This is a genomic window from Achromobacter sp. Marseille-Q0513, from assembly GCF_018195695.1.
GTDB lineage: Bacteria > Pseudomonadota > Gammaproteobacteria > Burkholderiales > Burkholderiaceae_B > Achromobacter.
Window position 1 is genome coordinate 1 of the sequence record NZ_JAGTJY010000196.1, and the last position, 10909, is coordinate 10909.

General features: G+C 71.1%; 14 protein-coding genes. 8 read left to right on the forward strand and 6 right to left on the reverse strand.

Going from position 1 to position 10909, the window contains the following annotated elements:
* The first annotated feature begins 33 nt into the window (after window positions 1-33).
* Window positions 34-1155: a class I SAM-dependent methyltransferase gene (locus KDH83_RS26300; RefSeq protein WP_212321082.1), complete on the forward strand. Its 1122-nt coding sequence runs from the start codon at window positions 34-36 to the stop codon at window positions 1153-1155.
* Between the two features lie 53 nt (window positions 1156-1208).
* Here the strand turns inward: KDH83_RS26300 and KDH83_RS26305 are convergent, their stop codons facing one another.
* The 3 genes from KDH83_RS26305 to KDH83_RS26315 are packed head-to-tail and all read right to left on the reverse strand — an operon-like array spanning window position 1209 to window position 3072.
* Window positions 1209-1919 (reverse strand): DUF1345 domain-containing protein, encoded by a 711-nt coding sequence (locus KDH83_RS26305; protein ID WP_249205368.1) that lies wholly within the window; start codon window positions 1917-1919, stop codon window positions 1209-1211.
* Between the two features lie 56 nt (window positions 1920-1975).
* Window positions 1976-2500 carry a chromate transporter gene (locus tag KDH83_RS26310; protein WP_212321084.1) on the reverse strand — a complete coding sequence of 175 codons (525 nt, stop codon included), beginning with the start codon at window positions 2498-2500 and terminating at the stop codon, window positions 1976-1978.
* Window positions 2497-3072 carry a chromate transporter gene (locus KDH83_RS26315; protein ID WP_103275913.1) on the reverse strand — a complete coding sequence of 192 codons (576 nt, stop codon included), beginning with the start codon at window positions 3070-3072 and terminating at the stop codon, window positions 2497-2499. Before KDH83_RS26315 ends, KDH83_RS26310 begins: the two co-directional genes overlap by 4 nt.
* 135 nt (window positions 3073-3207) lie before the next feature.
* On the opposite strand from KDH83_RS26315, the gene KDH83_RS26320 reads away from it, so the two are divergent.
* The 4 genes from KDH83_RS26320 (at window position 3208) to KDH83_RS26335 (ending at window position 6028) form a co-directional block, all read left to right on the forward strand.
* Window positions 3208-4128, forward strand: coding sequence for a LysR family transcriptional regulator (locus tag KDH83_RS26320; RefSeq protein ID WP_212321086.1), 921 nt, complete (start codon window positions 3208-3210; stop codon window positions 4126-4128).
* A 51-nt stretch (window positions 4129-4179) separates the two neighbouring features.
* The gene (gene murI, locus KDH83_RS26325; RefSeq protein ID WP_212321088.1) at window positions 4180-4983 is read left to right on the forward strand and encodes a glutamate racemase; all 804 of its coding nucleotides are present in this window, start codon (window positions 4180-4182) and stop codon (window positions 4981-4983) included.
* A gap of 161 nt (window positions 4984-5144) precedes the next feature.
* Complete coding sequence (locus tag KDH83_RS26330) at window positions 5145-5570, forward strand: universal stress protein (RefSeq protein ID WP_212321090.1); 426 nt, start codon at window positions 5145-5147, stop codon at window positions 5568-5570.
* A 29-nt stretch (window positions 5571-5599) separates the two neighbouring features.
* Window positions 5600-6028, forward strand: a complete 429-nt coding sequence (locus tag KDH83_RS26335; RefSeq protein WP_212321092.1) for a universal stress protein — start codon at window positions 5600-5602, stop codon at window positions 6026-6028.
* On the opposite strand, the gene KDH83_RS26340 is transcribed toward KDH83_RS26335, so the two are convergent.
* From KDH83_RS26340 to KDH83_RS26350, 3 genes are read right to left on the reverse strand one after another with little or no spacing between them, the layout of a single operon-like run.
* A complete protein-coding gene (locus KDH83_RS26340) occupies window positions 6012-7394 on the reverse strand; it encodes an ATP-binding protein (protein ID WP_212321094.1) in 1383 nt (460 codons plus the stop codon). The two genes, KDH83_RS26335 and KDH83_RS26340, sit on opposite strands and share 17 nt — an antisense overlap.
* The gene (locus KDH83_RS26345; RefSeq protein WP_212321096.1) at window positions 7391-8053 is read right to left on the reverse strand and encodes a response regulator transcription factor; all 663 of its coding nucleotides are present in this window, start codon (window positions 8051-8053) and stop codon (window positions 7391-7393) included. The genes KDH83_RS26340 and KDH83_RS26345 overlap by 4 nt, the downstream gene beginning before the upstream one ends.
* Entirely contained in the window at window positions 8053-8430 is a 378-nt protein-coding gene (locus KDH83_RS26350) for a PepSY domain-containing protein (RefSeq protein ID WP_212321098.1), read from the reverse strand. Before KDH83_RS26350 ends, KDH83_RS26345 begins: the two co-directional genes overlap by 1 nt.
* Window positions 8431-8559: 129 nt before the next feature.
* On the opposite strand from KDH83_RS26350, the gene KDH83_RS26355 reads away from it, so the two are divergent.
* The 3 genes from KDH83_RS26355 to azu form a co-directional block, all read left to right on the forward strand.
* Window positions 8560-8871 carry a PepSY domain-containing protein gene (locus tag KDH83_RS26355; protein ID WP_212321113.1) on the forward strand — a complete coding sequence of 104 codons (312 nt, stop codon included), beginning with the start codon at window positions 8560-8562 and terminating at the stop codon, window positions 8869-8871.
* 124 nt (window positions 8872-8995) lie between these two features.
* Entirely contained in the window at window positions 8996-10321 is a 1326-nt protein-coding gene (locus tag KDH83_RS26360) for a ferric reductase-like transmembrane domain-containing protein (RefSeq protein ID WP_212321115.1), read from the forward strand.
* Window positions 10322-10583: 262 nt separating this feature from the next.
* On the forward strand, window positions 10584-10909 hold a 326-nt coding region (gene azu, locus KDH83_RS26365; protein ID WP_212321117.1), incomplete at its 3' end, for an azurin.

A 10909-nucleotide genomic window follows, 5' to 3' on the forward strand; every position in this document is an offset into this window, starting at 1 on the left:
GCCCCCATCCCGTCCTGCCCGCGGAGCCCAAGCTTGACCGCCCCCGAACTGCACTGGGAAGAAGACCAGGCCCCCCGCCATGCCCTTTGGCGCTCGGAATCCGAGGCCCCGCCGCCCAAGCGCGTCGTGGTCGCGGACGACCGGATCACGGCGGACCAGGCCTATCGCCTGGCCTGCGAGGGCACCGGGCTGCTGTGGCGCGGCGACTACCAGAACGCGCGCCAGCTGCTGCAGGCCATGACGCGGCGGGTGGACAAGCGTCCCCGCAAGCCGGCCGACACGCTGCTGGCGGCCTTCAACCAGCATCGCATGGCGCAGGCGCAGCGCGCCCGCATCCTGGGCATGCTGCTGATTCCCTTCGACGCCGGCCATGTCATCCCGCTGCGCCGCGCGCCCGACGCCCGGCTGGCCTGCGAGCAGGCCCACGGCCCGGCCGACGCGCCCTACGTGGCCTCGCTGCGCGAACTGCTGGGCCTGATCGGCGCCTACGAATGGCGCAGGAAAGGCGTGGAGATCGCCGCGCTGGGCGGCGACCGCATCCATCCGCACTATGGCGTGTTCTCGCCCGTGCGCGGCGAATACGTGGACCTGGTGGCACAGGCGCCGCTGCCGGCGGGCGACACCGCCTTCGACATCGGCGTGGGCACGGGCGTGCTGTCGGCCGTGCTGGCGCGACGCGGCCTGGCGCGCGTGGTCGCCACCGACCAGGATCCGCGGGCGCTGGCCTGCGCCCGTGAAAACCTGGAACGCCTGGGCCTGACGAATCGCGTCGAACTCGTCCAGGCCGATCTGTTTCCGCCGGGCCGCGCGCCGCTGGTGGTCTGCAATCCGCCCTGGCTGCCGGCGCGCCCCAGCTCGCCGGTCGAATACGCGGTCTACGACCCGGACAGCCGCATGCTGCGCGGCTTCCTGGACGGCCTGGCCGCCCATCTGGCGCCGGGCGGCGAAGGCTGGCTGATCCTGTCCGACCTGGCCGAGCACCTGGGCCTGCGCAGCCGCGACGACCTGCTGGCCATGATCGCGCGAGCCGGCCTGCGGGTGGTGGACCGGATCGACACGCGGCCGCGCCACGGCCGCGCCGCCGACGCATCCGATCCGCTGCACGCGGCGCGCTCGCGCGAAGTCACCTCGCTCTGGCGGCTGGCCGCCGCCTGACGGCCTGACGACCCGATCTGCCGAAAACCCGCCGGCCTCGGCGCTGGCGGCGGCTAGACCCGCCCGGCCGCCAAGTTCACGCTGATGGCGATGATGAAGACATTGAAGAAAAAGGCGATCACGCTGTGCACCAGCGCCGTGCGCCGCAGCCGGCGGTTGACGATCTGCACGTCCGACACCTGGAAGGTCATGCCCAGCACCAGGGCGAAGTAGGCGAAGTCCCAGTAGTCCGGCTCCGGCGTGCCGGGGAACTCCAGGCCCTTGTGCGTGGGACTGCGGCGGCTATAGTAGCCGTGCGCGTAGTGCAGCGCGAAGATCATGTTCATGTACAGCCAGGACAGCACGATGCTGACCGCCGCCGCGATCATGTCCAGCGCGCCGCTGGCCCCCGAGGACGAGCGCAGCTCCATCCACAGCGCCATGACGATCAGGCAGGAAATGGCCACGCTGCTCCACAGCACCGCGCTGCGGCCCACGTCGACCAGCTGCGCGCGCTCGCGCATGGACTGCGGCGTGGCCCGCGTGAACGCATGCGCCGTCGCCAGCAGGAACACCAGCGCCGCCACATCGAAGGCCAGCAGCGCGGCGCGGCTGTAGGGCAGGCCCGCCGCCCGGAACGCCGCGCCCAGCCCGATGGCCAGCAGGGCGCTCAGCGCCAGCCTGCGGTGCGCGTGAAAGAACGGCAGGGCGCGGACCTCGCCCATTCCATCGGGCGCATGGCCGGCGGCCGGCTGCTGCTGCGGATCCCGGACGGGCTGCGACATGGCTTGCTCCTGGCTGATGGCGCGCCGCCCCTGGCGGCGGCGCGGCAAGCTACACGCTAACCGATACCGAGCAAACCCACCAAGCTTCCGGCGAACAGCAGCCACAGCGGATGGATCCGCGTGACGCTGCCCAGCAGCGCCACCGCCGCCGTGATGGCGCCCAGCAGCCAGCTGTGCACCGAGGATTCCGTGATCAGCGAGGCGCTGGCGGCCACCAGCCCGACCGTCATGGGAAAGATGCCGGCCTGCACCATGCCGCGCCAGGGCCGGTCCTTGAAGCGTTCCCACAATCCCAGCGCGATCACGGTAATGATCGAGGACGGCCCGAACTTGGCCAGGGTGGTGACCAGCATGCCGGACCAGCCGGCCACGTGCCAGCCCACCAGCGTGACCACCATGAGATTGGGCCCCGGCGCCGCCTGCCCCAGCGCGAACAGCGCGGAAAAGTCGGCGGCCGTCATCCAGCCGTGCACATCGACGACCTGCCGCTGCATTTCCGGCAGGATGGTGTTGCCGCCGCCGAAGGCCAGCACGGACAGCTGCGTGAAGATCTGGGCCAGCGCCCACAGCGTCTGCATCATCGCCTTTGCCTCCAGACCAGCAGGATGCTCAACGGCGTCAGCACCGCCATGGTCGGCAGCAGCGGGATGCGCAGCACCGCGATGCAGATGAAACAGGCGGTGGCCACGACGCCGGCCAGCCAGTCGCGCCGCTTGATCACGGGCAGGCCGATCTTGACCGCCATCGAGATCAGCAGGCCCGCCGCCGCGGCGGCCAGCCCGGCGAACAGGTGCTGCACATGCGGATCGTTCTGGAATCGGTCGTAGACCATGCCCAGCAGCACCACGATGATCGACGGCGCCAGGATCAGTCCCATCAGCGCGGAGAAGGCGCCGCGCGGACCTCGGAATTTCATGCCCAGCGCCACCGACAGGTTGATGATGTTGCCGCCGGGCAGGAACTGGCACAGGCCCAGCAGATCGGTGAATTCCGCCCCGGACAGCCAGCGGTGCTTCTCGACCACCATGCGGCGCGCCAGCGGCAGCGCGCCGCCGAAGGCCGTCAGGCCGAGCATGAGGAACCCTTGGAACAATTGCCCGCAGCTCGGCGCGGGCGCGAGGCCGGCTTCGGCGGTAGGAGTCGCTGCATTCATTTTTTATTGCCGGCGCGGGGCCGGTAGGGTGGAAGGCCGCGCCTGCGCGCCGCCGGTAAAACACAACCCGCAGCCTACTCCCGGCCCAGAATAATGTCTAATATATGACTGGTTAACCACTCATATTTACCAGATATGGCATCCGTCGATCTGCGCCTGCTGCGCTACTTCCTGGCGGTGGCCGAGGAATCCCACCTGACCAAGGCCGCCGAGCGCCTGGGCATCCGCCAGCCGCCGCTCAGCCAGCAGATCCGCGCGCTGGAGCAGGAGCTGGGCGTGACGCTGTTCAACCGCCTGCCGCGCGGCATGGAACTGACCGAAAGCGGCCGCGCGCTGCTGGCGGACGCGCGCAACATCATCGCGCTGGTGGACCAGGCCGTGGACGGCGTGCGCCAGGTATCGCGCGGCGAGGCCGGCCGGCTGACGGTGGGCTTCACCGGCTCGGCGGCCTTCCACCCCTTCGTGCCGTCCGTGATCCGGCGCTTTCGCGATGCCGCGCCCAATGTGCGGCTGGTGCTGGAGGAAAGCAGCACCGGCGAGCTGACCGAGGCCGTGGCCGAAGGCCGGGTCGACGCGGCCTTCATCCGCGGCGCCCAGGGCGCCAGCCGCAACGTGGTGGTGGAAAGCGTGCTGGAGGAAACCATGCTGGCGGCCTTCCCCGCCGACCATCCGATGGTCAGGGGCCGTCCCAGGAAGCGCATCGCGCTGTCGGAACTGGCCGAGGAATCCTTCATCCTGTACCGCCGCCACAACGGCCCTGGCCTGTACGACGCCATCATCTCGGCCTGCGCGGCCGCCGGCTTCAGCCCGCGCATGGCGCAGGAAGCGCCGCGCATGCTGTCGACCCTGAGCCTGGTGGCCGCCGGCCTGGGCGTGTCGCTGGTGCCGGCCTCGCTGCGCCGGGTCAACATCGAGGGCGTGGTCTACGTCAACGTCACCCAGCCCGCCGGCCTGCGCGCGCCGCTCAACCTGATCTGGCGCGATGCCCCCCTGTCCGGCGCCTGCCGCAAGCTGATCGAGGAAGTGCGGCTCTGCCGCGCCCAGCAGCAGGCCTGAGGCCGGGCGGCGCTACACTCTGCGGCTGTCGCATCCCTTCCCGCATCCGTCATGCCCTCCCCGCAACCTATCGGCGTATACGACTCCGGCCTGGGCGGCCTGAGCGTGGCGCGCGCCATCCGCGACGCGCTGCCCGGCGAACGCCTGCTGTACGTGGCCGACTCGGCCCACGTGCCCTACGGCGAGAAAACCACGGACTACGTGCGACGACGCGCCGAAACCATCTCGGACTACTTCGTCGAGCGCGGCGCCAAGGCCATCGTGGTGGCCTGCAACACGGCGACGGCCGCCGCCATCGCCGACCTGCGCGCGCGCCACCCCGGCCTGATCGTGATCGGCGTGGAACCGGCCATCAAGCCCGCCGCCCACCTGACCGCCAGCGGCGTGATCGGCGTGTTCGCCACCACCGGCACGCTGGCCAGCCGCAAGTTCGCCGCCCTGGTGCAGCGTGAAGCGCCCGAAGTGCGCATCCTGCTCCGGCCCTGCCCCGAATGGGTCGCCCTGGTCGAGCGCGGCGAGCTGGAAGGCCCCGCCCTGCGCGCCGCCGTCGAAGCCCCGGTGCGCGAGCTGCGCGATGCCGGCGCCGACGTGCTGGTGCTGGGCTGCACCCATTTCCCCTTCCTGGACGCGGCCATCCGGGCCGCGGCCGGCCCCTCGGTGCCGCTGCTGGAAACCGGCGCTCCGGTGGCGCGCTGGCTGCGCCACCAGCTGCGAGAACGCGATCTGCTGGCCGACGGCGAATGCGGCGCCCTGGAACTGGAAACCACCGGCGATCCCGCCGCGCTGGCCCGGCTGGCGGGACTGCTGCTTGGCGGCGACTTCCAGGCCGCGCAGACGCCGCCCGCCTGGCGCTGAGCGCGCCGGCGTTTGATCCGGCGCAGCCCGGACGGGCCCGATTTGACGAATAATCGGTGTGGGACGGGCGCTTGACGCCCGCCCCGGTCCCGCGCCCGCCGCGCGGGCTGGAGTCGCCAGGGCCGCGCCGGACGCGCCCGCGACAGACGAGGAGACGCGCCATGAAACGCATCCGGATACCCGTGGACGGATCGCAGCACGCGCTGCACGCCGTCCAGGCGCTGCTGGAAGCGCGCCGCTACGATCCCGTGGCGCAGGTCGAGCTGCTCAACGTGCAGGTGCCGCTGCAGGCGGGCAAGATCGGCCGAGGCCTGTCCCAGGAAGAGATCGACGCCTATCACCTGCGCGAATCGCGCGACGCGCTGCGCGAGCCCGCCGCGCTGCTGCACTCGGCGGGACTGCCCTGCACCGAACACACCGAGATCGGCGCCATCGCCGAAACCATCGCGCGCGTGGCGCACGATCCCCGCGCCGACGAAATCTACATGGGCTCGCGCGGCCTGGGCTCGGTATCCGCGCTGCTGATGGGCTCGGTGGCCACCAAGGTCCTGCACCTGACGGCCCTGCCCGTCACCCTGGTCAAGTGAACGCGCAAGCGCCGCAACAAGGAGCATCCATGCTGAACCTGCTCGTTCCCGTCGACGGTTCCGACAACGCCAACCGCGCCGTCCTGCATGCGCGCGCGCTGGCCGCCGGCGCGCCGTCCGCCCGCGTCCACCTGCTCAACGTCCAGACGCCGCCGCGCGGCCGCGCCGGCCTGTCCAGCCTGATCACGCAGGACATGATCGACGAGTTCTATCTGCGCGAAGGCCAGGAGGCCGCCGACGAGGCCCGCAAGCTGCTGGACGACGCCGGCATCGACTACACCAGCCATGTGGAATTCGGCAATCCGGCCGTGGCGATCAACGCCTATGCGCGCGAACACGGCTGCCAGCGCATCGTCATGGGCAGTCGCGGCAATGGCGCGCTGGCCGGCATCCTGGTCGGCTCGGTCGCCAACCAGGTGCTGCAGCTGGCCGACGCGCCGGTCACGCTGATCCGCTGACGCGGGCGGCGGGCAGGCGCAGCGTCACGCGCAGCCCGCCCAGCGGCGACTCGCCGACGAGCACGTCGCCGCCATAGCTGCGCGCGAGATCGCGCGCGATATCCAGTCCCAGCCCCGAGCCCGGCCGCTGCTCGTCCAGCCGCGTGCCGCGCTCGAAGATGCGCTCGCGCTCGTCCTCCGGAATGCCCGGGCCGTCGTCATCGATATGGATCAGCAACATACCGTCGCCGTCGCGCGCGGCGGTGACGCACAGCCGCCGGGCCGCCCATTTGCAGGCGTTGTCCAGCAGATTGCCGGCCATCTCCTGCAGGTCCTGTTCATCGCCGCGAAACGCCAGGTCCGCCGGAAAGGCCGGCATGTCGACATCCAGCCCGCGCTGCGCATGCAGGCGGCGCATGACGCGCAGCAACGCCTCCAGCGGCGGCCGCAGCGGCGTGCGTCCCTCGATCGCGCCGGCCGCCGCCGCGGCCCGCGCGCGGGCCAGATGGTGATCGACCTGTCGCTGCGCCAGCGCGACCTGCTCGCGCACCAGCGCCGCCAGCGGACTGTCCTCGCGCGCGGCGGCATTGGCCAGAATGCTCAAGGGCGTCTTGACCGCGTGCGCCAGGTTGCCGGCCTGCGTGCGCGCGCGCTGGACCATATCGGCGTTGACCGCCAGCACGCGGTTGAAATCCTCGACCAGCGGCTGGATCTCGCTGGGAAAGCGCCCCTCGATCGGGGTGATGCCGCCGCCATGCTGCGAGGCCAGTTGCGCGCGCAGCCGCGCCAGCGGACGCAATCCCACCAGCACCTGCACCACCGCTGCGGCCGTCAGGCCCGCCGCCAGCGCGCCCAGCGCGATCAGCAGCATGTGGTTGAAGCGTCCCACCGGCTCGGCCAGCGCCGCCGTGTCGGCCGCCACCGCCAGCCGGAGCGCGCCGGACTCGGACTCTTCCGGCTTGAGCGTGCGCGTCAGCGTGGTGAGCCGATGCCGCTCGGGACCGGCGATGTCATAGACGCCATCGGCCGCCGCGTCGGGCAGGGCCAGCGTCTGGTCCCACAGCGACCGCGAACGCGCGGCCCCGGACATCACCGTGCGCCCCTGGTCGTCCAGGCGGTCGATCTGCCAATACAGGCCCGACAGGGGCTGCCCCAGCCGGGGATCGCTCAGCGGCGTCACGCTCAGCGCGCCATCGGGCGCGACGTTGACCGCCGCGGTCAGCTGGTTCAGGTGCAGGACCAGCTCGGCGCGCAGCTGCTCGGCCACGTGCTGGCGGAACAGATTGCCCAGGCCCCAGCCGGCCAGCGCCACGGTGGCGAGGATCCAGGCCAGCGTGCCCGCCAGCAGGCGCCAGCGCAGCGAGCCGGGCGCGCGCGCAGCGCTCATTCCGTCCTCGCCAGCCGATACCCCAGGCCGCGCACGGTTTCGATGGTGTCGGGCGGCAACTTCTTGCGCAGCCGGCCGATGAAGACCTCGATGGTGTTGGAATCGCGGTCCTGGTCCTGCGCGTAGATGTGCTCGTTCAGCTCGGCGCGCGAGACCACCTCGCCGGCCCGCTGCATCAGCACGGCCAGCACCTTGAATTCATGGCTGGTCAGCGCCAGCGCCTGGCCGTCCACGGTGACGCGGGCCTGGCGCGTGTCCAGCATGATCGGACCGCAGCGCCATTGCGCGCTGGTGTGGGCGCTCTGCCGCCTGAGCAGGGCGCGCAGCCGCGCCAGCAGCTCTTCCATGTGGAAGGGCTTGGTCAGGTAGTCGTCGGCGCCGGCGTCGATGCCGGCGACCTTCTCGTGCCAGTTGTCGCGGGCGGTCAGGATCAGCACCGGCATGCCCAGCCCCGCCGCGCGCCACTTCTTCAGCACCGTCAGGCCGTCCATCACCGGCAGGCCCAGGTCCAGCACCACCAGGTCATAGGTTTCGACCTCGCCCAGGTAGTGCGCGCGGCCGCCGTCCGCCGCGGTGTCCACCAGGTAGCCCGCCTGGCCCAGCGCCTCGGACAGTTGCGCCGACAGCGTGGGCTCGTCTTCCACCACGAGGATCCGCATCAGTGTTTGCCCCGGAATTGAATGTCGCGCCCCTTCACGCTCAGCACCCTGCCGTCGCGCGCGTCGATTTTCATCTTGATCAGCCCGCCACCGCTCTGCAGCAGCCGGATCTCGTAGATGAACTCGCCATCATCCTCTTCGAACTCGACCTTGACCACCTGGCCGGGATAGTCGCGCTCGACCCGGTCCAGCACATCGCGCAGCGGCAGGATCTTGCCGTCCTGCAGGGCCTGGCGCGCGCGATCGTGGTCGTCCTCGCCGGCCGTGCCCCGGCCCGGGCCCGCCGCCAGGACCACGGCCAGCGCGGCGCCGCACAGCCAGAGACCGGCGCGCGCGATCGGATGGCGGCCAGCGCCGCGAAGATTGAAGGAAAACATGGGTTTCTTATACCGCGTCCGGGATGAACGGCGGGTGAACGGACGCTTCAGAAAGGGTTCATGGCCACTTGCGAATAATGCGTTCCATGGCCGATCCCGCGCCATGCCCCTCATCAAGGAGACCCACCCATGACCTCGATCCGCAACACTTTCGCCGCGCTTGCCCTGGGCGCCACCGCGCTGGCCGGTTCCGCCGCCTATGCCCAGACCGCGCCTCAGCCCACGGCCGCTCCCGCCGCCGCCACGGCCCAACCCCAGACGTTCCTGACCGTGCGCCAGGTCTATGACACGCTGACCACCGCCGGCTACCGCAACATCACCGAGATCGAGCTGGAGCACGGCCGCTACGACGTGAAGGCCGACAACCCGCAGGGCCAGCGCGTGAAGCTGCGCGTGGACGCGCAGAGCGGCGCCGTGCTGCGCAGCCGCCTGAAGGACTGAGGCGGCGTTTTCCTGGGGCGGACGGCGCCGGCGCTGCGCCGTCCCGGCGCCTGCCTCCCGGCGCCCCCTTGGCAGTCCGCGCCCGTCCCGCCCTGCCGGGCGGCCCTCTTCGATGGAAGTCATCATGAAAACCCGCACCGCCCTGGGCGGTTTCCTGCTCGTCCTCACCCTCGCCTGGGCCTGCGACGCGTTCGTCCTGCAAGCCGCGCCCGCCGGCGCCTGGCCCTGGGTCCTGCAGCGGCAGGCGCTGTACCTGACGGGCGTCTGGTCCATCGCGCTGATGGCGCTGATCATGCTGCTGGCATTGCGCCCGGCCTGGCTGGAGCGCCCGCTGGGCGGCATGGACCGGGTCTACCGGCTGCATAAATGGGCCGGCATCCTGGCTGTCGTGACCGGCGCCGCGCACTGGCTGATCAAGCTGGCCGGCGGCCCCTTGAAGACCTTGCTGGGCACGGACGGTCGCCCCGCGCGCGACCTGACGCTGGCCCTGTTCGAAGGCAGCCGGGGAATCGCCAAGGACCTGGGCGAATGGTCGATCTATGCGCTGCTGCTGATGCTGGCGCTGACGCTGTGGCGCCGCTTTCCCTATCACGCCTGGCGCCTGGCCCATCGCGTCATGCCCGCGCTGTTCCTGGTGCTGGCCTTCCATGCCGTGGCGCTGGCGCCGGCCGGCTACTGGACCGGCATCACCGGCCTGCTGCTCGCCCCGCTGCTGGCGACCGGCATCTGGAGCGCCGGCGTGGCGCTGGCCGGCCGCATCGGCCATGGCCGCCGCAGCCACGGGCGCATCACGGCGCTGGAACGCAAGCGCGACGGCGTGCTGGAAGTCGAATGCCGCCTGGACGCGGACTGGTGCGGCCATCAGGCGGGACAGTTCGCCTTCGTGCGCTTCGACCGCCGCGAAGGCGCGCACCCGTACACCATCGCCAGCGCGCCTCGGCGGGATGGTGTCATCCGCTTCGAGATCAAGGCGCTGGGCGACTACACCTCGCGCCTGCCCGATGCGCTGCGCGTGGGCCAGCCGGTGGAGGTCGAAGGCCCCTATGGCTGCTTCCAGCTCGACGTCGGTGACGCCGCGCCGCAGGTCTGGGTGGCGGGCGGCATCGGCGTCACGCCCTTCCTGGCCTGGCTGGATGCGCTGGTCGCCGACCCGGCCCGCGCACCCAGCGCGCAGCTGCATTACTGCGTGCGCGACGCGGCCGCCGACCCCTTCGCCGCCGCGCTGCGGGAACGCTGCGCGACGCTGCCCTCGATCCGTCTGAGCATCCATGACGCGGCCCGGGGCCAGCGGCCGGCCGCGGCGCAGGTGGAACTGGATCCGGCCGCAGGCCAGGCCGCCCAGGTCTGGTTCTGCGGCCCGGCCGGACTGGCGCGCAGCCTGCGCGCCGGCCTGCGACGCCTGGGCCGCGCCGACGTGCGCTGGCATCAGGAGGCGTTCCAGATGCGTTAGCATCGAAGGCGGCCCCGCGCGTCAAGGCGGGACCGCTGCACCGCTCGCCGCGCCGGCGGACTGCTCCGTTTTCCGCAGGATTTCCGGCAACGCAATCGGCTTTGCTTGCGCTGGGTCAAACCCGTCCCGTCCACGGTGCCCGATCCGCCCGTGATCGGGACGACAATAGATCCATCCCGGCAAGCCCGCGGCCCGGACCCCGTCCCGGCGGTCCGCGGCGGGCGGCCAGCAACCCTCTATCCGAAAATCTGGAGGCATGTATATGGTGTTCAAGAAACTCTGCGTCGCGGCGATCCTTGCGGTGGCTTCGGCCCCGGTGCTGGCGGCCGAATGCTCGGTCGACATCGCGGGCAATGACCAGATGCAGTTCGACAAGAAGGAAATCACCGTCAGCAAGAGCTGCAAGCAGTTCACGGTGAACCTGAAGCATCCCGGCAAGCTGGGCAAGAACGTCATGGGCCACAACTGGGTGCTGACCAAGACGGCCGACATGCAGGGCGCGGTGAACGACGGCATGGCCGCCGGCCTGCCCGCCGACTACGTCAAGAAGGATGACGCCCGCGTCATCGCCCACACCAAGGTGATCGG

Bases quoted from the DNA above. Each gene is read 5' to 3' on its own strand.
- KDH83_RS26310 (WP_212321084.1), bottom strand. From the start codon at position 2,500: ATGATGCAGACGCTGTGGGCGCTGGCCCAGATCTTCACGCAGCTGTCC.
- KDH83_RS26355 (WP_212321113.1), top strand. From the start codon at position 8,560: ATGACCTCGATCCGCAACACTTTCGCCGCGCTTGCCCTGGGCGCCACC.
- KDH83_RS26345 (WP_212321096.1), bottom strand. From the start codon at position 8,053: ATGCGGATCCTCGTGGTGGAAGACGAGCCCACGCTGTCGGCGCAACTG.
- KDH83_RS26315 (WP_103275913.1), bottom strand. From the start codon at position 3,072: ATGAATGCAGCGACTCCTACCGCCGAAGCCGGCCTCGCGCCCGCGCCG.
- KDH83_RS26350 (WP_212321098.1), bottom strand. From the start codon at position 8,430: ATGTTTTCCTTCAATCTTCGCGGCGCTGGCCGCCATCCGATCGCGCGC.
- KDH83_RS26335 (WP_212321092.1), top strand. From the start codon at position 5,600: ATGCTGAACCTGCTCGTTCCCGTCGACGGTTCCGACAACGCCAACCGC.
- murI (WP_212321088.1), top strand. From the start codon at position 4,180: ATGCCCTCCCCGCAACCTATCGGCGTATACGACTCCGGCCTGGGCGGC.
- KDH83_RS26360 (WP_212321115.1), top strand. From the start codon at position 8,996: ATGAAAACCCGCACCGCCCTGGGCGGTTTCCTGCTCGTCCTCACCCTC.
- KDH83_RS26305 (WP_249205368.1), bottom strand. From the start codon at position 1,919: ATGTCGCAGCCCGTCCGGGATCCGCAGCAGCAGCCGGCCGCCGGCCAT.
- KDH83_RS26330 (WP_212321090.1), top strand. From the start codon at position 5,145: ATGAAACGCATCCGGATACCCGTGGACGGATCGCAGCACGCGCTGCAC.
- KDH83_RS26320 (WP_212321086.1), top strand. From the start codon at position 3,208: ATGGCATCCGTCGATCTGCGCCTGCTGCGCTACTTCCTGGCGGTGGCC.
- KDH83_RS26340 (WP_212321094.1), bottom strand. From the start codon at position 7,394: ATGAGCGCTGCGCGCGCGCCCGGCTCGCTGCGCTGGCGCCTGCTGGCG.